Below are 24,894 nucleotides of genomic sequence, written 5' to 3'. Positions count from 1 at the left end.
AAGTAATGGAATATTATTGTTTTACCTTCTCTTTTCGATACACTTTGGATTGCGATACAACTTTAGATGCATCATGTGGAATAGTTGAAGCTTCAAATTCTTGTCTAAATTCTGGACCAATACTATCACACGCTTCTGTTATCAAGTTTAGGTAATACTCTGGCAAAAAAGTGTTGTCTCCTTTTTTGTATTGATAAGTGTGTTCTTCATCTGCTTTATAGGCATAAACGCGAGCTCCTTTAAATCTATATTCTTCTATATTATCGGTTACATCTACTCTATTGTATCCAAACTCACGCTCATCAAATCCAGCGAGTTCTTCGGGAGTAATAAAAAATAAAACACAATTCATTTTTTTGTCAGGAGTGTCCATAATATTTAGTGCTATTTGGTTATGGATGGGGATTGTATCTCCATTATTTAAATAAAACAATTCATTTTCGGTAATTCTATTAATTGGAGTATAATAGTTCCAGGCCCGTTGATAGCCTTCAAGATGCACAAGATATACAGAATCTTCATATTGGCGTTTCAAGGTTTTTTCCATACTTTTTTTAGACATTAAAGAACCAAAACCTATCATTCCAACTTTACCATCTTCGATAGTGACAAGCTCTTTATTGTTACATCCAGATAGAAGTAATATAAATACAAATGACAATAAATATTTGAAGAAGTTCAAAGTGCTTTTTTTGTTTACAAGGTTAACGCTTAACTCAAAAATTCGCATAACAGGCTATACTGTAAGCAACTTAACGAAAGTAATTAAAACTTTTATAACTTCAAGATTGTGGGCGCAACAAAGGCGTAACATTTTCATTATATTGTATACCAATAGAAAAAGAATTTATGATTTTTACAACTACAAACTCTATAGAAGGCCACACAATTAATGACTATCTAGGTATAGTAACTGGGATTGCTTATAATTCAAGCTACAAATACAAAGGCAGTAGCATGTCTTTTAAGGATATGTTCAATATGTCGAAATATCGCGAAGCCTATACCTTAGGTTTGGAGACGATAAAAGAAGAGGCTTTTCAGAATTTAAGCGAGAACGCTAAAAGATTAGGAGCTAATGCGGTGGTTGGAATTAAAATAGATATTGAACCATTAGCTAATAGCTCTCACATAATTGTATCTATAACTGGAACCGCGGTAAAAGTAAGTTGATTTGAGTCTTAATTTTTTCCTAAACGAATAGCGATCGGAATAATTATTAATAGTTTTGCTGTATCGAACAGTAAAAATCTAGAAAATGAAACTATTAATGTCCCTCTTTGTGTGTGCAATTTCTTTGTCAGCGCTAGCACAAAAACCAATTGAAAAAACAGTTGGTGAGTTTACCGAACTTAAAGTGTACGATTTAATAAACGTGGAGCTTGTTAAATCTGATGAAAATAAAGTAGTAATTACCGGAAAGAATAAAAATGATGTAGTTGTAAATAATAAAAACGGCACATTAAAAATAAAGATGAAGCTAGAAGAAGCTTTTGATGGCGCCAATACCAAAGTGATATTATACTACACCAGTATTGATGCGATAGATGCAAATGAAGGCGCAAACATACATTCTGATGATGTAATTGAACAGTTTGAGATAGATTTAACAGCACAAGAAGGCGGAACCATAGATGTTAAGTTAGATGTGAAATACGCAAATGTACGATCCGTTACAGGGGCTGATATAAAAGCATCTGGAAAGGCTAAAAACCAAGACGTTTCTATTTACACAGGTGGCGATTATAACGGGGAAAACTTAAAAACTGAGTTTACCGAGGTTTCTGTTAGGGCTGCAGGAGAGGCTTATGTATATGCTACAAAAGAGGTAACAGCCAAAGTTCGTGCAGGTGGCGATATTTTTATTTATGGGAATCCAGATAGTGTTAACGAAAGTAGGGTTTTAGGAGGAAGAATAAAACGAGTGGAAGAGTAAAACTATTCTGAAATATGTTTATAAGAAGAGCCGCTACAATATAGCGGTTTTTTTATTTTTAGATGTATGGTAACCATACACTAACCATACACAGTTGCTTTTAAACCCTGTTTTTATTACTTTAGCTACACAACATAACTAAAACTAGTGAAAAGCACCAATTATTTATTATTATTATTAATACTTGGTTTTTTTGTAAAACTAAATGCTCAAGAGCGACCTCCAATTAATGTTTTTCAACCAAAGGAGTATGGTGCTGCCTCGCAAAATTGGTCTATTTCTCAATCGCAAAACCGTCATATATATGTAGCGAATAATAAAGGGCTGTTAGAGTACAATGGTGCTAAATGGAATTTATACAAATCTCCAAATGAAACCATTATTCGCTCTGTACAAGTCTTAGATAGTTTAATATATACTGGTAGTTATCATGAGTTTGGGTATTGGAAAAGAGATAATTTTGGGGTGTTGAAGTATACATCGCTCTCTAAGGAATTGAATGTAGATTTTTTGGAAGACGAAGAGTTTTGGAATATCAGAGCCTTAGGTAATGCTATAGTTTTCCAGTCGTTAAATCGTATCCATATTTATAACAAGGCGAGCAAACAGTATAATATAGTTTCTTTTGAAGGTGATATAACAAACTTGTTCAAAGAAGGTTCTAATTTCTATTTCCAAAGTTTAGGTAATGGGTTGTTCAAAATCGATGGCGGAAAGGCGATGTTGCTTTCAGATGATAATTTACTAAAAGAAAACCGCGTAATTAATATTTACAATCATTACGGATCGCTATTGATACTAACTCAAGACAATGGCTTTTTTAAACTAGAAAACAACCAACTAATTCCTTGGGCTATTCCAGCTCATGATATTTTAATACAGGTAAGTGTTTTTAGCAGCATTAAGTTAAAAGACAACAGTTATGCCCTGGGTACAATTTCAGATGGTGTTATACTATTATCGCAAGACGGATACCTAACGTACAAAATTGATAAAAGCAACGGGTTAAACAATAACACGGTGCTTTCAATATATGAAGATTTAAACCGCAACATATGGCTGGGTTTAGACAATGGCATCGGCTGTATAAACCGAAATTCCCCATACAGTGTTTATTTTGACAAAACAGGGATGATAGGAAGTGTATATACATCTGAAGTTCACAAGGGCATGCTTTATTTGGGCACTAATCAAGGGCTTTTCTATAAGCCTTTAATTGGTAATGCCGATTTTCAATTTGTAAAAGGCACTCAGGGACAAGTATGGTTTTTAGACGTAATTAATAACACGCTATTCTGCGGACACAACTCAGGAACATTTATAATTAAGGACACAACGGCAATAAGAATTTCTGACATTAAGGGAACGTGGCAACTAAAGTCATTGCCAGATAAAACCTCCGAAGTAATTCAAGGCAATTACGAAGGATTATATGTTTTGTATAAAAACAATGGAGAATGGCAACTAAAGCATAAAATTAGGAACTTTAATATTTCCAGTAGATATTTTGAATTTATCGAGGGCGATGAACTTTATGTGAGTCACGAATATAAGGGCGTATTTAAATTGAAATTGAATGATAGTTTAACAGAGGTACTTACCGTTTCGTTGGATACGCTGTTAAAAAAGGGTGTGAATTCTAGTCTTGTAACACACAATGATAACGTCTTGTATTCTTGTAGAGAAGGGGTTTTTAAATATAATGAATCTGTCAAAGCCTTCGAAAGGGACAGTCTTTTAAGTGAGTTAATAAATGAGGCTAATTTTACCTCTGCAAAACTGGTATCAGATATAAAAACCAACAAACTCTGGAGCTTTACCGGTAAAGGTGTACATTACTTAACCTCTTCAAAATTAAGCGGAGAGCAAAAGATATTTACAGTACCGTTTCCCGAAGATATACGTAAAGACGTCTCTGGTTACGAGAGTGTAACACATCTAAATAACGAGAAATTTTTATTGGGTTCCACAACGGGATACGTCATTTTAGACTTAAATAAGTTGACTAATAAGGAGCCTGAAATCAATATTGATCAAATAGCAATAAGTAGTTTAGAAGAAAGTAGCGAGGAAAGGTTCATAGATATCACCAAAGCACCAGAGCTGGAAAACAAGGAAAACAATATTAGGTTTTTTTACAGTATTTCAGAATTTTTGAAGACACAACCGCCAGAGTATCGCTATAAACTTGAAGGCATATATGATAATTGGAGTGATTGGACCGCAGGCGGCTCTGTTTTATTTAAAAACTTGCCCTACGGAGAGTATACGTTTTTGGTTAGCGGAAGGGTGGGCAATCAAAACACTTTAAACAATGCTTCATATACTTTTAGAATTAAAAGGCCTTGGTTTTTGTCAAATATATTTATTGCCATATATGTAGTAGCTTTTTTACTTCTTTCTTTATTCATTCATAATATTTATAAGCGTTATTATAGAAGACAAAGAGAGCGTTTGATGCAAAGAACCACCAGAGAGTTTGAACTAAAAGAATTAGAAAACAAACAACAGCTAATGCGTTTTAGAAACGATAGGTTAAGGGAAGATATCGAAAGTAAAAATCGAGAACTTGGAGTTTCTACAATGAACCTTATAAAGAAAAATGAATTCTTGAGCAGTTTAAAGCAGGAACTAGAAAGTGTTAACGATGGCAGTAAATTAAACAAGGTTATCAGAATTATAGATAAAAATCTTAACAATTCTGATGATTGGAATTTGTTTCAAGAAGCCTTTAATAATGCAGATAAAGATTTCTTAAAGAAAATAAAAAGTATGCATCCTAATTTGACTTCAAATGATTTGCGGTTATGTGCTTATTTACGCTTGAACCTATCTTCAAAAGAGATTGCGCCTTTACTTAACATCTCGCCAAGAAGTGTTGAGGTGAAGCGCTACAGGCTTCGAAAAAAGATGGAATTGCCACATGAGGCAAGTTTATCTGATTACATCTTAGAGATATAATTCCACTACACCACCCCAAAACACCTATACATTACCACAACATTTCACCTTTTCGCTATTTTTTTGATTAAACAACAATCTTCAAAAACCCTCATAAAACCTAGGTGTTTTTAATAATTTAATAAATAAACCCACTTTTTTTTGATATGTATACTTTTTGTAGAGGGCAAAAATGAGAATTTATCAATTGATACGGATAAATTTATAAAACTAACTCAAAACTAATTAAACTATGAGACATTCATTAGTTAGAATGCTGATATTCCTCATTATTGGGTACGCTGGCGCTCAAAATATAGATATCAGCGGAACTGTACTGGACAATACGGGCCTTCCTATTCCAGGTGTTAATGTAATTGTCAAAAACACTACCAAAGGGACGGTAACCGATTTTGATGGAAATTTCACCCTTACCGATGTGAACCAGGACGCTACTCTTACCTTTAGTTACGTTGGTTACATCACAAAAGAAGTAGTGATTTCTGGTGAACAGAAGCTCAGCATTACTTTAGACGAGGATGTAGCACAACTTGAGGAAGTAGTAGTTGTTGGTTACGGTACACAACGTAAAAAGGAAGTTACAGGTGCCGTTTCGGTCGTAGATGCTGAGGCTATTGAAAAGCTAAATCCACAACGAGTGGAGCAAGCGCTTCAAGGCCAGATTGCTGGTGTGAACGTAACCTCTACTTCAGGTTCTCCTGGTGCTGGATCAAACATCAGGATTCGTGGTATTACTACTAACGGAGATAACAGACCATTAATATTAGTAGATGGTAACGTTATAGAAGATCTTTCTGTAATAAACCCTAATGATATTAAAAGTGTAAACGTGCTTAAGGATGCTACTGCGGGTATTTATGGTGTGCGTGGTGCAAATGGCGTTATTTTGATAACAACAAAAACAGGTAGAAAGAATTCAGAAATGAAATTTCAGTTTGATGCTTACACAGGGTTTCAGACAACGAGTTCAAGAATTGATTTATTAGATCCCTTAAACTTTGCTATCTATGTTAATGATGCAGCGGATAGAACGGAGTACTTTGTATATCCTCAAGAAGGTACCGATTGGCAAGACGAGGTTTTTAAAACTGCAGCAATATCCAATATAAACTTTAGTGGTAGTGGTGGTACGGAGAAATCGGCATATACTTTTGGTGTGTCTTATCTGAATCAAGATGGTATAGTTGGGGCAAGCAAAAATAATTTTGAAAGGGTTACGGCGCGTTTAGGTTATCAATATGATATTTTAGACAACCTAAAGCTATCAGTAACTGGTCTATACACAAAATCCAGAAAAAACAATTTACCCGAAGGTAGTATCGGTTCTGTGTTATATAGTGCGGTAAACATCAATCCAGATTTACCGGCAAGAGATGAGAATGGTGATTTTTCGCAACCAAATGACATTTCTCAGATTGAAATTGTCAATCCTCTAGCGCAAATAGCAAATACCCACAACATGACAAGGGTGGATAGATACAGTGGCACAATAGGGTTAAACTACACATTTTTAGAGCATTTTACGGCAAGTTCTAGGCTACAAATAAATTATTCAAATGTTCTAAATGATGTGTTTTTTCCAATATTTGATTATGGAAATAATAATAGCAAAGCAGGGTCAAGAAGCCCAGAAACCGGGAATGAAGTTCAGGATTTTAGTGATTTGTACACAGATTATACTTGGGATAATTTTATCACTTACTCAAACACGTTTTCTGAAGATCACGACCTAACAGTTTTGTTGGGTACGTCCGCTTTTAGAACTCGTGGTCATTTTTATGGTCAAATAGGTAGGCAATTATTAAATGGAAGTAATTCCGTGGATGATGCTTTTGTTGATGGTTGGATTGGAGATAGAGTTGAAATTGTGCAAGATGATCGTATTCCGGAGGCCGCGAGACTTGTAGGGAATGATCAGTTTGACCAACGGTTATTTTCAATATTTACAAGAGTTCAATATAGTTATAAAGGCAAATATTTGTTTTCGGCAGTTCTACGTCGAGATGCTTCTAGCAACTTTGGCCCTAATAACAAGTATGGCTACTTTCCGTCAGGTTCTTTAGGATGGAACATTTCAGATGAAGATTTTTGGAACAAAGATGGTTTAATTAATTCCTTAAAACTAAGAGCTAGTTACGGGATTATAGGTAATGATAGAATACCACCTTTTTCTTTTATAACTCGTTTAAATGGAGAAGCAACAATTGATCCAGGTACCCCCGGAGTGACTAGCACAGGCGATCTTTTAAACGGAGTTGCTGCAGGACAATTAGGAAATAACAACTTAAAATGGGAAGAACAGGAAACTACTAACATAGGTTTAGATGCGCGTTTATTCAACAATAAAATTAGTATTACTGCCGATGCATTTAGAAAGCAAACAAAAGATTTATTGATTCAACCTCAAGCCCCTGGTATTTTAGGAGTAGGAGCTGCTGGTGCCGCCCCACCATTTATTAATGCAGGGACTGTTGAAAACAGAGGTGTGGAATTTATGATTGGTTACAGTAATAATTTTTCAGAAAACTTCTCTTTTAACACTAGTTTTAATATGACATATTTAGAAAATGAAGTTATCTCCTTAAACGGAAGAGAGGCTCCTGAAGGTGGTGAGTTTGGTGTTGGACTTAATCAAAACGATATATCTCGTATGGTAGTGGGAGAGCCTTTAGGGTATTTCCATGGCTATAAAACAGATGGTCTTTACCAAACACAGGCAGAAATTGATGCTTTAGATGCAGCATCGCCTACAGGAACTTATAGCACCGTGGGTGATATTGCTCCAGGCGATTTAAGATTTGTAGATGCCAATGGCGATGGGCAAATTACAGACGATGATAGAACTAATATAGGCGATGCCATTCCAGATTTTACATTTGGTTTTAATATTGGCTTCACTTATAAAAACTTTGATTTTAGCGCTAATGCTTTCGCGTCTGTAGGCAACGATATGGTAAGAGATTATGAGCGTAAAGATTTATTTGTAAATAGAGGCACATACGTGTTAGAGCGTTGGCAAGGTAGTGGTACAAGTAATGTTGTGCCAAGAGCAGTGGCAGGAGCAAATATAAATACGGATTTGTTTTCTGATTTTGTTGTGGAAGACGCGTCTTTCTTACGTATTCAAAACATTCAAATAGGATACACTATAGATCATGCAGGTTTCAAAAAAACAGGTATTGATAAGATGAGAATTTACATTGCGGGTAACAATGTGTACACGTTTACCGATTACCAAGGATATGATCCTTCAGCTACAAACGGAGCGCCAATTGGTGGCGGAATAGATAAAGGATTTTATCCTGTTGCTGCAAACTACTTACTAGGTGTTAATTTAAACTTTTAAGCTATGAAAAAGATAAAAGAATTAAAGTACGTTTTATTTACGCTACTATTTACTTTGACGGCCTGTGATGAATTCACAGAAGTCGATCCAATTGGTCCAAATGCAGATAATTTTTTCAATACGGAAGAAGAATATGAAGACGCATTAATCGGTGCTTATGATTTACTACAAGGTACCTTTTGGGGGAATTTATTGGCAGTTTCTGCATCAGATGATTTTGGATCTGGAGGAGATGCTTTTAACTACGATCAACCGGTGGTTCAGAATGTGAATTACATGATTCAAACCCCTGCAGACCAAGAGCAGTTAAGAAGTGTTTGGCAATTAATGTATGCGGGAATGAATCGAGCAAATTACCTGCTAGAAAACAAAGATAAACTTGATTTCTCAGGTAAAGATGAGATTTTGGCACAAGGCTACTTTTTGAGAGCGTACTATGCTTTTCAGCTTGTAAAGTTTTTTGGCAACATACCTTTAAAAGTTGAGGAAAGAAACGGTGTAAATAGAATTGCTGATGCTCAGGTTTTAGCCGGTGATGAACTTTCTATGCAAAGAGTGGCCAGTAAATCAGCAGCTTTTGAATTGATTCAAGAAGATTTAAAAGAAGCCATACCAAATTTACCATTAACACAAGATAAGCCTTATAAAATTACTAAAGGTGCTGCACAAGCCTTATTGGGTAAAGCGTATTTATATGATGGTGAATTTGGGGAAGCAGCAACGGTGTTAAATGAAGTAATTGCAAGCAATCAATACAATTTAACAACTGGAGAAGACTATGTAAATATGTTTACTACAGCTGGAGAAAACGGACCAGAATCTGTTTTCGAAATCCAATACACTAATGTTGAAGGTGCTGGATGGGATTGTATCCATTGTAGTGAGGGCTCGTATTTTGTCCAGTTTAATGGCCCTAGATCTCCGTTTGATGATCCAGTATATGCTTCTGGTTGGGGGTTCTTATTACCTTCTCAAATGTTATACGATTTATACGACGAAAATGATATGAGGAGAGATGTGACCATTTTTGATTTAAGAGAGCTAAGAGATTCTGGAGGAAATTATTCTGCCCCTAGAGAAGACACAGGATTTTACAATCATAAATATATGCCCAGAAAAGCCGATAAGGCAGGAAACGCCAATACAGCGGAGTTAGTGCATAAAAATAACTATCGCGCAATACGTTATGCGGATGTGTTATTGATGGCCGCTGAGGCAGAAGCACAAAGTGGTGGTTCGAATGCTGAAAATTATCTAAACCAAGTAAGAGCCAGAGCCTATGGTGATAATAGTATGGATTATACTTCTGCAGAAGGTGCTTTAATTGATGCTATTTATGAAGAAAGAAGAAAAGAGCTAGCGGGAGAAGGACATAGGTTTTTTGATTTAGTAAGAACAGGAAGAGCAAATGCAGCATTTGATGAATATAATGCGAATAAGCCTGACGATTTTCAATCGATTGATTTTGTAGAAAACAAGCATGAGGTTTTCCCAATTCCACAAATAGAGCTTAGGTTGGCTTTGGCCGAAGAAACTTGGGGACAAAACCCAGGATATACTAATAACTAAACTAATAAAAAATAAAAATTAAGAGATATGAAATTATTAAAAAGAGGAGCTTCTAAAATTTTAGCCCTAGTAGTTTTACTGAGCATAGCGTTTGCATGTGAGCAAGACGACGAGTTAAACATTATAGCCGGATTAGATTTTAATGTGGCAGAACTGAACCCCGAAGGAACGAGAGCTGGTGTTATTCCAACTACAGTACCAGGAGATGGACGAATTGTGTACACAGTAAATTTTGGTGATCCAAATGGTGTTGATTTAGCAGATGGCAATGGAGACCCAAGTGATGTAATTCAACAAACAAGCGGGCCAATGGTATCGTATGATTACCCAGAAGAGTCTGCTACCTATACTATTACTGTTACTGCGTCAATGGACGGAAGAGAAGATGTAACGATTACAAAAGAGCACACAGTAGTATTTTCCCCTGTGGTTAACAATCCGGGTGGAGGTGCTGGAGCCTCACCAATAGCAGGTTCCTGGAGATTGGCACCAGAGGCTGCGGCATTAGGTGTTGGTCCTGCGCTTAATGACGTGTCATGGTGGTCTAACAATGAAGAAGACATTACAACAAGAGCATGTTTATTTAATGATGAATATGTATTTAATCCTGATGGAACGTTTCAAAATGTTTTAGGAGATCAAACATGGATTGAACCTTGGCAAGGAGCGGCTGCTGAAGAATGTGGAACACCCGTATTTCCTCACGACGGCACAGCTTCGGCTACATACACTTACGATGAAGGGGCTGGTACGTTAACTTTAAACGGTAAAGGAGCTTTTCTTGGATTATCAAAAGTAAATAACGCTGGAGAGTTGGCCTCTCCTGCAGATGCACCAGAATCTATTACATATCAAGTAACACTTTCTGATGACGGCAATACAATGGAGCTGGATATTAACTTCGGTCCTGGATTTTGGTCTTTTAAATTGATTAAAGATGTACCACCTGCAATTACAGGAACTTGGAGATTAGCTCCAGAAGCTGCTGCACTTGGTGTAGGTCCTGCACTTAATGATATTTCTTGGTGGTCAAATGCCTCTGAAGATGTAGCTACAAGAGCATGTTTATTTGATGATGAATATGTATTTAATTCAGATGGTACATTTCAGAATATTCTTGGAGATCAAACTTGGTTAGAGCCGTGGCAAGGTGCCGCTGCTGAGGAGTGTGGAACACCTGTATTCCCTCATGATGGTACTGCTAATGCAACATATACTTATGATGAAGGTGCTGGCACAGTAACTATAAATGGTAGAGGCGCTTTCTTAGGTTTATCCAAGGTGAATAATGCAGGCGAGTTGGCAAACCCAGCAGATGCACCCGATTCTATTACTTATGAAGTAACACTTTCTGATGATGGAAATACCATGGAATTAGATATTAATTTCGGTCCTGGCTATTGGTCATTCAAACTTGTAAAAGATGTACCTCCGGCTAATCCTTTGGTTGGAACTTGGAAATTAGCTCCAGAGGCAGCCGCCTTAGGCGTGGGTCCAGCACTTAACGATGTGTCTTGGTGGTCAAATTCCTCTGAAGATGTAACTATAAGAGCATGTTTATTTGATGATGAATATGTATTCAACGGAGATGGTACATTTGACAATGTATTGGGAGATCAAACATGGTTAGAGCCATGGCAAGGTGCTGCTGCTGAGGAATGTGGTGCTCCAGTATTCCCACATGACGGTACTGCAGACGCAACTTATACTTATGATGAAGGCGCTGGTACTGTAACCTTAAATGGTAAAGGAGCTTTCTTAGGTTTGGCGAAGGTGAATAATGCAGGTGAGTTAGCGAATACGGCAGATGCTCCTGATTCAATTACTTATGAAGTTACTCTTGTTGATGGAAACACGATGGAGCTAGACATCAATTTTGGACCGGGATACTGGTCTTTCAAACTGGTAAAACAGTAAAAGAGTTCATATAAACTTTTTGGATACAAAGCGGTATCGTTAAATGATATCGCTTTGTTGCCTAAGGTGTTAACAATCAACTCACACCAATATAACTAAATAAAATATGAAAAACAATGTATTAAGATTAGTGTTTCTCTTATTTACTTCTGCAATTTTTGCGCAAGCCAATAAAGTTGAGATAGTAAAGAACGATCAAGGAACCAGGTTAGTCGTAGACGGTAAAGACTTCATGATGAATGGGATCAATTGGGACTACGTACCTATTGGTAAAGATGTTACCAATGCCAATTTCTGGGAACTGCCCGATGATATTATTAAAGCTGGGTTGGATACGGAGATGGGGCTTTTAAAGAACATGAACGTAAATGTTGTAAGGCAATATGTGGGTGTGCCTGCTAAGTGGGTCACTTATATCTACGAAAAGTATGGTATTTACACACTTTTAAATCACTCATTCGGGCGATATGGATTAACCTTGGACGGTGTTTGGACGCCTGTTACTATTTATTCCGATGAGAAAACTCAAGAACAGCTAGTGTCTGATATGATCAATTTAGTTAAGGAGTATAAGGATGTTCCTGGGGTTTTGATGTATATGATGGGTAATGAGAACAACTATGGATTGTTTTGGCAAGGAGCGGAAACAGAAGATTTTCCTGAGGGCGAGGAACAAAAACAAGCCGTTGGCGAGAAAAGAGGACGACCCATGTATCGTTTAATGAATGAAGTTGCCAAAAAAATGAAGGCCATGGATCCTAATCACCCTGTGGCATTATGTAATGGAGATGTGTTGTTCATCGATATTATTGCTGAAGAATGTAAGGATGTTGATGTGTACGGTGCTAACACGTACCGTGGAGAATCTTTTGGAGACTTCTTTCAAGTAGTAAAGGAAAAACTTGATAAGCCAGTAATGTTTACCGAGTTTGGTGCAGATGCTTACAACGCTTTAGCAGATAAAGAAGACCAATATTGGCAAGCGCATTACAACCTTTTAAATTGGAAAGAAATTTATGAAAACGCTGCTGGTTTAGGCAAAGTAGGAAACTCTATAGGTGGTTTTACATTCCAATTTAGTGATGGTTGGTGGAAATTAGGTTTTGATGACAGAGAGAATGCTGATACACACGAAACAGGAGCTTCATGGAGTAATGGTGGCTACTATCATGATACCAAAGATGGCTCAAACAATATGAATGAGGAGTGGTTTGGTATTTGTGCCAAAGGGCCAACAGATGCTCGAGGATTGTACGATTTATATCCTCGTGCATCATATTACACACTTAAAGACGCTCATGCATTGAATCCTTATGGAGAAGGGGTTAATTTAGAATTTATCGATAATTACTTCAACAACATAAACATCATGGATGCTGTTCTTAGAGCGAGAGGCGATAAAGCAGCTTTAGGTGGCAGCGACTCAGATAAATTAAGTATTAGTAGATTATCTGCTAGGTTTACTACGTTCAATACTGGCGGTAGTTTAATTACAACACCTGATACGGCAGACCCAACAGATACTCAAACCTTTCCTAACGAATTAGGGTTTAGTCACATGCAGTCTTATTTTGTTGGTGTTCAAGGAAAGCCTACTTCAAATATGAAGGCGAATGTAGATTTCAACATCCTTGGTAATGTAGCTAGTAACCCTATCAATGAAATATTTTATGAAAATGTAGGGCGACCTGTTACGATGAGAAATACTGAAGGAGAAGAAGTCGTTGTTACTGATAATAATAGAGTTAGGGTTTATCAAGCAGAGTTTGAATGGAATGCAAAAGAGTTTGATTTAAGAGGGTTTTATAGAACTGGTCATTATCACTGGGCGTATGAAGGTGATTTCTTTAATCTTTATCCTGAAGCCAATTATGGGCCTAATTTAGATATTTACAATGGTGAAATTTTAGGTATGGAAGTTGACGCTAAAGGGCCATTAAAAGGGCTTAAAGCCGCTTTTGGGCCTCAGTTATGGTGGGGCGCAAATCCAACTATGTTGTTAAAATATTCTACTCACATCGCTAAATGGGGTGTAACAGGAATATATAACAGAGATTTTAGTACCAATTTAGAGTTTGACGAAACAGGGCGTCGTGTATTAAACACAAATCAAATACGTTCGGGTGTTATTACCCCTTGGCCTACTGAAAGAGCAACTATTGCTCTGGAAAGAGAATTTGGAAAATTCGGCATCACCCTTGGTGGTATGTGGGGTGGTAATCCTTTAAACGGTAGCTCTTTTCAGATCTATGATGATAGAACAGATGTTGTTTTAGTTGATAAGATCAATAGTGAGGACAACTGGGGTGGTAAGGCAAAAATTACATATCAAAACGGCCCATTTAATTGGTACGCTCTAGGATCTTACATGGGATTGGTTGCTAATGGTGGTATAGATCAAACCAGAACATTTACAGGGTGGAAACTTAAAGATTCGGGTAGTGGTAACATGACTAACTTCCTTACTGGTTTAACATTTTCTGTGGGTAATTTGCAAATTGCACCAAATTTTATGTATCAAAAACCTTTGGTGGACCCAATGCCAAATGGTGTTGCGGGGCCTGGGCGACTAAGAAATTTTATTGATGACCCTTTTGCAGTTAGGCAAGGAAATAGAGAAACTACAGCTGGTGAGATATTGTTTACTTACGACCCAACTCCTGGAACTTGGATGTACCAATGGGATAATGACAGAGCGGAAGATGCGAAGTTCGCGGCCAGTGCTGGTTTTGTTTTCAGGCACCAACCAACGGCGATGGATGGCCATATTGGTTTCTTAGCTGATCGTACATTCTTTGCCTTTGGAGAGTCCACACCTGCTCAAGATTTATGGGAAGTGCATACCCGCATGGTGTCAAAAGTAAATCGTGATTTCGGAATCATAGGTAATTTCTACTACGGAAACGGACAAGCAAATGGTGATTCCGATAGAACCATCACGCGTTTTGGTGGCGATTTAAGGATGATATACAATAAATGGAAATTACAATCTCATGTAAAAGTAAACGATTGGGGACCATTTGATTACCATCGCGATTTCAACTTAACATTTCCGCTACAATTAATGTTAGATGTGTCTACAACACTTGGAAAACCCGATTGGTTTATTTTACCAAGTACACAAATTGGTATAAGAGGTATGTGGCGTTCATTGGATCAAAATTCACCTAGGTATTCACCTTTGGCTACTGATCCTAATGCGACGAATCCTAATTCGCCTCCAACCTTAAGCCCTGTTGGGTTCCCTAACGGAACAGAATGGGAGATTAGAACATACATCCATATTAACATAGGAAAATAAAAAAGCGATAATTATGCAAAAATTAAATCTTAAATATCACATTATTTTTCCGCTTTTGGGATTAATATGTGTCACAATAGTAAGTTGTGAAAGGGGCTATTCTGAAGATATTGAATTTGCTACTTTCCCAAGCAACCCAGATATCTTTACAGACAATCCAGTTGGATTAACGGATGAGTTTTTTGAGTCTTTTGATCCTGCTACCGGAGCAAATACAGAAGGCTTTAGTACAGACACTAATGAAGCGCACGAAGGAAATACCTCTATAAGAATTGATGTGCCTGCACCTAACGATCCCGATGGAAGTTATATCGGTGGAATTTTCAGGGACAGAGGAAACGGTAGAGATTTAACAGGCTATGATGCTTTAACATTTTGGGCTAAAGGTTCAACCACGGCTGAAATTGGTACCGTAGGGTTTGGTAATGATTTTGGTGAAAACAAATACGAGGTTACCGTGAATAATCTTCAATTGTCTACAAAATGGAAAAAGTATTTCATTCCGATACCAGATGCGTCTAAACTAGTTCAGGAAAAAGGCATGTTTATTTTTTCTGCAGGAACTGAAAGCACTAATGGTGTTGGTTTCACTATTTGGATTGATGAGTTAAAATTTGAAAAATTAGGCACTATAGGCCAGCCTAGACCAGCAATCATGAGCGGTCAAGATCAAACAGCTCAGGCAAATGTGGACACTTCACTACCAGTTGTTGGTTTATCTCAAACATTTAATCTACCGAATGGACAGGACATAACTGTTAATGCAACACCATATTATTTTGATTTTGAGACGTCTAATCCTTTTGTTGCTTCTGTAAACGAAAGAGGTTTGGTTACTATAGAAGGTTTAGGAGAAATAGACCCTAACACTAATCAAAGAGACAACATGGCGACTATTACCGCTAGCTTAGGCGGAACTCCAGCTGCGGGCTCTTTAACTATGGAAGCGGTAAATATTAATGTGATTTCAATTTTTAGTGATGTATTCGCTAACGTTCCTGTAGATAATTATAACGGGTTTTACCTAGATGGTTTCCAAACTACACTTGGTGGTGCAACCGATGAGGGTATTATAGATTACACACTATTAAACTTTGTGGCTATTGAGTTTTATGGCAGAGGTGGCAGTGGCGTACAACCTATTGATGCCACTGAAATGACCCACATGCACATCGATATAAGAGCAAACGAAATTGTAGATGCATCTGATTTCTTTAGAATTGAGTTGTTTAATAACTTCACACTTGGAAATCAAGTTGCGGGAAGCTTCACAATTTCAGGAACAGATTTGGTGAGTAATGACTGGGCTCAATTTGACATTCCTTTATCAAATTTTGATGGTCTAAGCGCAAAGGATGCTTTAGGTGCAATCATTTTTGTCTCAGATGGTACAATTGCAAACGTTTCTTTAGACAACATTTATTTCTACGCTGAAAACTAAAAAACAAGAAAAGATGAATTTTAAGAATATAATTAAATCAAGACAGTTTCAGTTTTTATCTGTATTTGTAATCGCTCTTACTACTGGTGCTATAACTTTAGGTTGTGATCCTGACGAAACACAAACTGTTGCCAATTTCACTGCGCTTACCATGAGTGATGAGTTTGATATGGATGGCGCACCGGATCCCACAATTTGGGGCTTTGATATAGGAACTGGCGATAATGGCTGGGGAAATAATGAATTGCAATATTACACAGACAGACCAGAAAATGTAGTTGTAGAAGATGGAATGCTTAAAATAACGGCTATTCAGGAATCTTTTGAAGGCTCTAGCTATACTTCTGCAAGACTTTTAACAAAAGGCTTATTTGAGCAGAAATATGGAAGATTTGAGGCTAGAATGAAATTACCATTTGGTAAAGGTATGTGGCCAGCATTTTGGCTTTTAGGTGCTAATATTGATGACATAGGATGGCCATTTTGTGGTGAAATTGATGTTATGGAAAACGCTGGTTCTTCACCAACAGTGGTTAGTGGCGCTGCGCACGGACCTGGATATTCTGGTGGAACCCCAATATTAAAGAAATATACATTTGAAAGCTCTCGTGTGGATTCGGAATTCCACGTTTATGGTATTGAATGGGGTCCAGAATATATCAATTATTATGTGGATGATGTACTGTATTTTCAAATAACACCTGATAGCTTGGAAGAAGAGGAGGTAGACGCGTCCAATTGGGTGTTTGATAATGGTCCATTTTTTATGATTATCAATTTAGCAGTTGGAGGCAATTTTGATGGAAACCCAACTCCGGACACTGTATTTCCACAAACCATGTACGTAGACTACGTGCGTGTTTATGCTGCAGAATAAAAATTTTATTACAGGGTTAGCTTACATAATACGCTAGCTAACCCTTCTATTTTATACAGATTATTGAACTGAACTATAATGACCACAGAAGCACATAAGGTTTCTAATGAGACAAGAGATATAAAAGGCGAATTAATCACTTTTAACAACGAAACCTATTACAAGATTTCGAATAGTGACGAAATGCGTCCGTTTTTTATGAGTATTGTTAGCGACTCTAACCATTGGATGTTTATTTCTAGTAATGGCGGATTAACTGCGGGTAGAAAAAATGCAGACTACGCATTATTTCCGTATTACACAGATGATAAGATTACGGAAATGGCTGAAATTACTGGCAGTAAAACGATATTACGAGTAAGTAGAAACGAAGAAACACGCCTATGGGAACCGTTTTCTATCAGACAAACAGGTATTTATAATACGCAAACAAATCTGTATAAAAACAGATATGGCAATAAGGTGATTTTTGAAGAAAATAATCTTGATCTTGATTTGACATTTAGATACCAATGGAGCTCGAGTAATCAATTCGGTTTTATAAAAACATCTACACTAATAAACAATTCTGAATCCAATGCACAAATAGAGGTTTTGGATGGTTTACAAAATATCATTCCTGCTAGCGTTTCAGCTGATTTGCAAAACATAAGGAGCAACCTAGTTGATGCTTACAAGCGTAATGAATTAAACGAAGAAGCAGGCTTAGGTATTTATGCTTTAAGCTCAGTAATTGTGGATAAAGCAGAACCTAGTGAGGCTTTAAAAGCCAATACAGTATGGTCTGCAGGGTTAGATGCGTCTAATTATTTAGTGTCCTCTTTACAACTGGATAATTTCAGAAAGGGTAAAGCCGTAGTTCAGGAAACTGATGTAAAAGCAGAAAAAGGAGCATATTTTGTTACTTCTAATATTGAATTAGGTTTAAAGGAAGAAAGCTCTTGGATATTTGTTGCAAATGTAAATCAGTCTATTGCTGATATTGTTGCGCTTTCAGAAAAAATAAAAAATACTGGAGATATAATTGGAGAGGTTCAGAAGGATATTGATTTAGGTACAGAGCGTCTTATCGATTTAACTGCTTCTTCTGACGGATTGCAGTTGACTGAAGATCCGCTAACCAATATGAGACACTTCTCTAATACGCTCTTCAACATTATGCGAGGAGGTATTTTTGATGATGGCTACACCATCGAGAAATCAGATTTTATTAAATACATTTCAAAAGCAAATAAAGGCGTTTTTAAAGAGAAGCAAAACGTACTAAATGGTTTAGCAGACAGTTTCACTTTAGAGGACATCCAAAAAATTGGTGAGAATGATTCTGATAAAGATTTTCAACGCTTGTGTTTTGAATATCTACCATTAAAGTTTAGTAGACGACATGGAGACCCAAGTAGGCCTTGGAATAAATTCTCAATCAATACAAGAAGTGAAATAGATGGTTCCAAAATATTAGATTACGAAGGCAACTGGAGGGATATTTTCCAGAATTGGGAGGCGTTAGCGCATTCCTATCCAGAGTTTATCGAAGGAATGATTCATAAGTTTTTAAATGCAACAACTTTTGAAGGCTACAATCCTTATCGCGTAACAAAAGATGGTTTTGACTGGGAATTGATTGAGGAACACGATCCATGGTCTTACATCGGTTATTGGGGAGATCATCAAATCATCTACTTATTAAAATTCTTAGAATTTATTGAGGATCATTATCCTGGGCAATTGGAAAAGCGTTTTAGTCAAGATATATTCGTTTATGCAAACGTACCGTATATCATTAAAAGCTATGAAGATACACTTAAGAACCCAAAAGATACGATTGATTTCGATCATAAGTTAGACCAAACCATTCATAAAAGACGAGATGCTCTTGGGGCGGATGGCGCTTTACTTTTAGACAAAAATTCAAACATATACCGCGTTAATTTCATAGAGAAAATATTGGCCACGGTATTGTCTAAAATTTCAAACTTTATTCCTGAAGGCGGTATTTGGTTAAACACACAAAGACCAGAATGGAATGATGCTAACAATGCTTTGGTGGGTAATGGCGTCTCTATGGTAACGCTTTATTACATCTATAGATTTTTGTCATTCTTTGAGAAAGTAGTTGAGAAATCAGATGTTGAAAGTGTTTTAGTGTCTAATGAAATCAAAGCGTTCTTCACAGAGGTTCATAATACACTTCAAAAGAATGCTTCTATCCTTTCAGGGCAAATTTCTAATAGGGATAGAAAGACAGTGTTAGATGGTTTAGGAAAAGCAGGAAGTAAATTTCGAGAAAACATTTATAAAAATGCATTTTCTGGTGAAAAATCAGAGTTGTCCTTAAGCGACATTTCAAGTTTCATTGAAGTCACTAAAACGTATTTAGAGCAAAGTATAGATGCAAATAAGCGCGATGATAATATGTATCATGCTTATAATTTAATGACTGTTGAAAATGATGATGAGGTGTCTATTTCCTATCTATCGGAAATGCTAGAAGGTCAGGTTGCTGCGTTAAGTGCAGGCTACCTCTCTCCTACCAAAGTGCTTGCTGTGTTGGATGGTATGAAGGAAAGCGCTTTATTTAGAGAAGACCAATACAGCTATATTTTGTATCCAAATAAGGATTTAGCACAGTTTGAAAAGAAAAACAATATCCCTAAACAGAAAGTAGAGCAATCAATGCTATTGAAGCAATTAGTGGCTGATGGAAACAGGCGAATTGTAGAACAAGATGTTTTAGGTAATTATCATTTTAACGGGGATTTCAATAACGCAGGAAGTTTAAATGAGGCTTTAGATAACTTGGGTGAAGCATATAAAACACATGTTTCTAGTGATAGGGTGCTTTTAAACGAAATATTCGAAGATATCTTCGATCATAAATCATTTACGGGACGTTCAGGTACGTTTTTCGGATATGAGGGATTAGGATCCATTTATTGGCACATGGTGTCTAAATTATTATTGGCTGTTCAAGAAAACTGCTGGATGGCGATTCATCAAAATGAAGACCCAAAAATCATTGGCAGACTGTTAGACCACTACTATGAAATTAATGCAGGTATTGGCGTTCATAAATCTCCAGAATTATATGGTGCGTTTCCAACGGACCCATATTCACATACACCAGCTACAAAAGGCGCACAACAACCTGGAATGACAGGTCAGGTTAAGGAAGATATACTCAGTAGAATTGGAGAGTTGGGTGTTTTTGTTGAAGATGGCAAAGTAACGTTTAATCCAACCTTATTGCAAAAAAAGGAGTTCCTTGCAGATGAGTCTCAATTCCATTTTATGGATGTAAATGGACAAAAACAGTCAATTTCTATGGAAGCTGATTCTTTGGCTTTTACGTATTGTCAAGTACCGGTAATCTATAAGCTTGGTGAGGATGAACAAATAGAAATTCAATCTGTCAAAGGCAATAAATCTTTGGAAACACTTCAAATAGATTTAAAAACATCAAAATCAATTTTTGAAAGAAAGGGAGAGATATCTCAAATTACTGTTTCTGTAAAAAAATAGAATTAAACATTGAAAGCGAATAAAGACATAACGGCTGCTGATATTTTAGGAAATCCAGAATACTTAGCGATTTCATACGGCGGTTATAGAAAAAAAACACGCAATGTTCAGCCCACAATGCAACAGCTTAAGGATGATATGAAACTATTGTATGCTATGGGTGTTAGAGTGTTGCGTACCTACAACGTACAGTTGCAACAAGCACCTAATCTATTGAAAGCGATTAGAGCGTTAAAAGCGGAAGATGCATCGTTTGAAATGTATGTGATGTTAGGGGCTTGGATAGATTGTAAAAATGCATGGACAGACAAAATCCCTAATCATGAGATAGAAAGTGAACATAACGCTGCCGAAATAGATCGTGCAGTTACATTAGCACAACAATATCCAGATATTGTTAAGGTGCTAGCTGTTGGAAATGAAGCTATGGTGCACTGGGCTACAAGTTATTTTGTGCGACCAAATGTGATTTTGAAGTGGGTAAATCACGTTCAGGGTTTAAAGAAAACAGGAGAGCTGCCAAAAGATTTATGGGTAACAAGTTCTGATGATTTCTCTTCCTGGGGCGGTGGTGATCCGATTTATCACACAGAGGATTTGAATGATTTGATTCGAGCTGTAGATTATATTTCCATGCACACTTACCCTATGCATAATTCTTATTACAATCCAGATTTTTGGACGGTTCCAGAAAGAGAAGTAGAACTTAATGACGATGAAAAGGTGGAGCTTGCAATGCAACGGGCACTAGAATTTTCACAGCGACAATATGATGCTGTTGTGAGCTACATGCGACGATTAGGTATTAACAAACCAGTGCATATAGGCGAAACAGGTTGGGCAACAAAATCAAGTTCTCATTATGATAAAAGTGGTTCCCGTGCAACAGATGAATTCAAGTCTGGTAGATATTATGAATTGTTAAGAGCATGGACGAATAGCGAAGAAATATCCTGTTTCTATTTTGAAGCTTTCGATGAACCTTGGAAAGATGCTAACGATGAAAATGGATCGGAAAACCACTTTGGTTTATTCACAGTAGATGGAAAAGCGAAATATGCCATTTGGGATTTAGTGGACAAAGGCATTTTTGAAGGGTTAACTAGAGATGGAAATAGAATTATTAAAACCTACAATGGTGAAAAGGAAGAAGTGCTAAAAGATGTATTTGTGCCTCCTAGAAAGGAAGACCTCATAATAAATCACTAATTAACTATGAAAAGAATTGCACTAATACTTTTGATAATTTTTATCTGGTCTTGTGGTAATGATAAAAAGAAAAAGGAAGTGAGTCAAACTGAAGAGACAAAACAATTAACAGCTAAAGATATTCTTGGAAACAAAGAATATTTAGCAATGTCTTATGGCGGTTACAGGCATGTAGACCATAGCATTGAACCAACGCTAGAAGAACTGAAAGAAGACATGTTGTTGTTACATGCTTTAGGTATTAGAATGATACGCACTTATAAAGTACACAAACCGCAAGCAGGGAATGTGTTGAAGGTTATTAGTGAGATAAAAAAGGAAAATCCGGATTTTGAAATGTACGTGATGTTAGGTGCTTGGATAGATTGTAAAAACGCATGGACTGATAAAGAGCCAATACATAACGAAGAAAGCGAAGATAACAAACCTCAAATGGAAAAAGCAGTGGCGTTGGCAAATCAATATCCTGATATTGTAAAGGTGATTGCTGTTGGAAATGAGGCTATGGTTAAGTGGGCTGCTTCTTATTATGTAGAACCTTGGGTAATTTTAAAATGGGTGAATTACCTGCAAGGCTTAAAGAAAGAGGGAAAACTTTCTAAAGATTTATGGGTAACGAGTTCAGATAATTTTGCCTCTTGGGGAGGTGGTGGTGAAGAATACCATGTTGAAGACCTGAACAATTTAATAAAAGCAGTAGACTTTTTATCGGTACACACCTACCCTATGCACGACACACATTACCAACCGGATTTTTGGCTAAATCAAGAAGGTTTAGAAGGTAAATCAGATATGGAAAAAATTGAAATTTCCATGTTAAAAGCGAAAGAATATGCCATAAACCAAACCCAAAATGTGAAGAAATATATGCAAAGCCTTGGTGTGAATAAACCCATTCATATTGGCGAAACAGGTTGGGCAAGTTTTTCATCAGGGCATTACGGTACAAAAGGCTCTAAAGCATGTGATGAGTATAAAGAGGCTGTATATTACCAACACATGAGAGATTGGACGAACGGAGCAGGTATGTCATGTTTCTACTTTGAAAGCTTTGATGAACCTTGGAAAGGAGGCCCAAATGCAGGAAATTCAGAAAAACATTTTGGTCTTTTTACGGTTGATGGAAAAGCAAAATACGCCCTTTGGGATGAAGTGGATAAAGGCACATTTAAAGGCTTGACCAGAAACGGGAACCCAATTACCAAAACCTATAATGGAGATATAGAGGCTTTAATGAAAGATGTTGAAGTACCACCAACTCCAGAAATGTGGAAAGTGAATCAACATTAAAACAGATATTCTGGTTGAATGAAGCGTATAAATCACATAACAATATTTTTAGTTGCTCTAATTATGACAAGTTGTAATAAGGAGGATAGAACACTAATGGTTGAGGTTTTTGAGACTTCTGCAGCAGGCAATAAACTTACCAAAATTACTGAGTTTAAAAAGGCAGATAGTTTGGTTACCATAGCCTTAAAACCGGAACAAACTTTGCAAACTATTACAGGTTTTGGTGGTGCCTTTACAGAGGCCTCAGCATACCTTCTGAATGAATTAGGCAAAGAGAATAGAAAGAAAATCATTGATGCGTATTTCAGTAAAGATGGTGCGCACTATTCTCTAACAAGAACTCACATGAACTCTTGCGATTTCTCTTTGAGCAACTATTCATATACACCAGTTGAAGACGATAAAGAGTTAGAGCATTTTACCATTGAGGAAGATAAAGATGACATTATACCATTTATAAAAGAGGCTATGGCGGCATCAACGGATGGCTTCAAAATTTTTGGATCGCCTTGGACTGCTGCGCCTTGGATGAAAGATAATAATGCTTGGGTAGGTGGCAAATTGTTACCTGAATATTACGACACCTGGGCGTTGTTTTTCTCAAAATTTGTGGATGCTTATAAAGCTGAGGGAATTGATATTTGGGGTTTTACAGTGGAGAATGAACCCTTAGGCAATGGTAATAATTGGGAAAGCATGCATTACACACCTGATGAGATGACCAATTTTGTTCAGAATTATTTAGGTCCAAAGTTAGAAGCTGATGGCAAGGGAAATCTTAAAATTTTAGGTTACGATCAAAACAGAGAACATCTTAAAGAATGGATAGACGCTCAATATAAAAATGAAGAAACATCTAAATATTTTGATGGTACGGCCATTCATTGGTATGCCAGCACGTTTCATTACTTCCCAGAAGAATTGCAATATGCACACAATAAAGCTCCTGAAAAGTTTTTAATTCAGTCTGAAGCTTGTGTAGATGCCGAAACCCCTGTTTGGGAAGATGATGCATGGTATTGGAAAAAAGAAGCCACCGATTGGGGTTGGGATTGGGCACCAGAAGAGGATAAACACATGCATCCAAAATATGCGCCCGTAAACCGCTACGCCAGAGATATTATTGGCTGCTTAAATAATTGGGTAGATGGATGGGTAGACTGGAATATGGTATTGGATAAAAAAGGAGGCCCGAACTGGTTTAAAAATTGGTGTATTGCCCCTGTAATTGTAGACCCTGAAGCAGATGAGGTTTACTTTACACCTCTCTATTTTACCATGGCTCACTTCAGTAAGTATATCAGGCCTGAAGCTAAAGTTATGGCATTAGATAATTCTGATCATACTTTAATGGCTACTGCAGCCATCAATCCTGACGGCTCAACAGTAGTTATACTTTTTAACGAACACCATTCCCCAAAGACCGTAAAACTTTCCTTAAACGAAAAACATGTTGAAATTTCAATAGACGCGCAAGCAATTCAAACTATTGTAATTCCAAAAGCATAAGAACTAAAACAAACAA

General features: G+C 36.9%; 14 protein-coding genes. 13 read left to right on the top strand and 1 reads right to left on the bottom strand.

Going from position 1 to position 24,894, the window contains the following annotated elements; all coding sequences use genetic code 11:
* Nucleotides 1–13 precede the first annotated feature (13 nt).
* Nucleotides 14–682, bottom strand: a complete 669-nt coding sequence (locus tag AC1B0Z_RS11455; protein WP_483792166.1) for a gamma-glutamylcyclotransferase family protein — start codon at nucleotides 680–682, stop codon at nucleotides 14–16.
* Nucleotides 683–849: 167 nt separating this feature from the next.
* Between AC1B0Z_RS11455 and AC1B0Z_RS11450 the strand changes: the two genes are divergently transcribed.
* From AC1B0Z_RS11450 to AC1B0Z_RS11390, 13 genes are all read left to right on the top strand, one after another.
* Nucleotides 850–1,173, top strand: a complete 324-nt coding sequence (locus AC1B0Z_RS11450) for a YbjQ family protein (protein WP_483792165.1) — start codon at nucleotides 850–852, stop codon at nucleotides 1,171–1,173.
* Between the two features lie 85 nt (nucleotides 1,174–1,258).
* A complete protein-coding gene (locus tag AC1B0Z_RS11445) occupies nucleotides 1,259–1,936 on the top strand; it encodes a head GIN domain-containing protein (protein WP_483792164.1) in 678 nt (225 codons plus the stop codon).
* A gap of 147 nt (nucleotides 1,937–2,083) precedes the next feature.
* A complete protein-coding gene (locus AC1B0Z_RS11440) occupies nucleotides 2,084–4,897 on the top strand; it encodes a helix-turn-helix and ligand-binding sensor domain-containing protein (protein WP_483792162.1) in 2,814 nt (937 codons plus the stop codon).
* Between the two features lie 232 nt (nucleotides 4,898–5,129).
* On the top strand, nucleotides 5,130–8,243 hold the full coding sequence (locus tag AC1B0Z_RS11435; RefSeq protein WP_483792160.1) for a SusC/RagA family TonB-linked outer membrane protein: 3,114 nt from the start codon (nucleotides 5,130–5,132) through the stop codon (nucleotides 8,241–8,243).
* Nucleotides 8,244–8,246: 3 nt separating this feature from the next.
* Complete coding sequence (locus AC1B0Z_RS11430; protein ID WP_483792159.1) at nucleotides 8,247–9,812, top strand: RagB/SusD family nutrient uptake outer membrane protein; 1,566 nt, start codon at nucleotides 8,247–8,249, stop codon at nucleotides 9,810–9,812.
* A gap of 27 nt (nucleotides 9,813–9,839) precedes the next feature.
* Nucleotides 9,840–11,729 carry a hypothetical protein gene (locus AC1B0Z_RS11425; RefSeq protein WP_483792158.1) on the top strand — a complete coding sequence of 630 codons (1,890 nt, stop codon included), beginning with the start codon at nucleotides 9,840–9,842 and terminating at the stop codon, nucleotides 11,727–11,729.
* A 106-nt stretch (nucleotides 11,730–11,835) separates the two neighbouring features.
* Complete coding sequence (locus tag AC1B0Z_RS11420) at nucleotides 11,836–15,030, top strand: glycoside hydrolase family 2 TIM barrel-domain containing protein (protein WP_483792156.1); 3,195 nt, start codon at nucleotides 11,836–11,838, stop codon at nucleotides 15,028–15,030.
* 13 nt (nucleotides 15,031–15,043) lie between these two features.
* On the top strand, nucleotides 15,044–16,471 hold the full coding sequence (locus tag AC1B0Z_RS11415) for a carbohydrate-binding protein (protein ID WP_483792154.1): 1,428 nt from the start codon (nucleotides 15,044–15,046) through the stop codon (nucleotides 16,469–16,471).
* A 13-nt stretch (nucleotides 16,472–16,484) separates the two neighbouring features.
* Nucleotides 16,485–17,348: a glycoside hydrolase family 16 protein gene (locus tag AC1B0Z_RS11410; RefSeq protein WP_483792152.1), complete on the top strand. Its 864-nt coding sequence runs from the start codon at nucleotides 16,485–16,487 to the stop codon at nucleotides 17,346–17,348.
* A 78-nt stretch (nucleotides 17,349–17,426) separates the two neighbouring features.
* Nucleotides 17,427–20,867, top strand: a complete 3,441-nt coding sequence (locus AC1B0Z_RS11405; protein WP_483792151.1) for a hypothetical protein — start codon at nucleotides 17,427–17,429, stop codon at nucleotides 20,865–20,867.
* Between the two features lie 9 nt (nucleotides 20,868–20,876).
* A complete protein-coding gene (locus AC1B0Z_RS11400; RefSeq protein WP_483792149.1) occupies nucleotides 20,877–22,076 on the top strand; it encodes a glycosyl hydrolase family 17 protein in 1,200 nt (399 codons plus the stop codon).
* A 6-nt stretch (nucleotides 22,077–22,082) separates the two neighbouring features.
* Entirely contained in the window at nucleotides 22,083–23,366 is a 1,284-nt protein-coding gene (locus tag AC1B0Z_RS11395; RefSeq protein ID WP_483792147.1) for a glycosyl hydrolase family 17 protein, read from the top strand.
* Nucleotides 23,367–23,384: 18 nt separating this feature from the next.
* Nucleotides 23,385–24,878, top strand: coding sequence for a glycoside hydrolase family 30 protein (locus AC1B0Z_RS11390; protein WP_483792146.1), 1,494 nt, complete (start codon nucleotides 23,385–23,387; stop codon nucleotides 24,876–24,878).
* The last annotated feature ends 16 nt before the right edge of the window (nucleotides 24,879–24,894 follow it).

It is taken from the genome of Hyunsoonleella sp. J2K-J805, from assembly GCF_057167125.1.
This window is presented reverse-complemented; position numbering and strand designations above follow the sequence as displayed.

Excerpts from the sequence above, each read along its gene's own strand:
- AC1B0Z_RS11450 (WP_483792165.1), top strand. The coding sequence starts at position 850 with ATGATTTTTACAACTACAAACTCTATAGAAGGCCACACAATTAATGAC.
- AC1B0Z_RS11445 (WP_483792164.1), top strand. The coding sequence starts at position 1,259 with ATGAAACTATTAATGTCCCTCTTTGTGTGTGCAATTTCTTTGTCAGCG.
- AC1B0Z_RS11435 (WP_483792160.1), top strand. The coding sequence starts at position 5,130 with ATGAGACATTCATTAGTTAGAATGCTGATATTCCTCATTATTGGGTAC.
- AC1B0Z_RS11430 (WP_483792159.1), top strand. The coding sequence starts at position 8,247 with ATGAAAAAGATAAAAGAATTAAAGTACGTTTTATTTACGCTACTATTT.
- AC1B0Z_RS11425 (WP_483792158.1), top strand. The coding sequence starts at position 9,840 with ATGAAATTATTAAAAAGAGGAGCTTCTAAAATTTTAGCCCTAGTAGTT.
- AC1B0Z_RS11420 (WP_483792156.1), top strand. The coding sequence starts at position 11,836 with ATGAAAAACAATGTATTAAGATTAGTGTTTCTCTTATTTACTTCTGCA.
- AC1B0Z_RS11415 (WP_483792154.1), top strand. The coding sequence starts at position 15,044 with ATGCAAAAATTAAATCTTAAATATCACATTATTTTTCCGCTTTTGGGA.
- AC1B0Z_RS11410 (WP_483792152.1), top strand. The coding sequence starts at position 16,485 with ATGAATTTTAAGAATATAATTAAATCAAGACAGTTTCAGTTTTTATCT.
- AC1B0Z_RS11405 (WP_483792151.1), top strand. The coding sequence starts at position 17,427 with ATGACCACAGAAGCACATAAGGTTTCTAATGAGACAAGAGATATAAAA.
- AC1B0Z_RS11395 (WP_483792147.1), top strand. The coding sequence starts at position 22,083 with ATGAAAAGAATTGCACTAATACTTTTGATAATTTTTATCTGGTCTTGT.
- AC1B0Z_RS11390 (WP_483792146.1), top strand. The coding sequence starts at position 23,385 with ATGAAGCGTATAAATCACATAACAATATTTTTAGTTGCTCTAATTATG.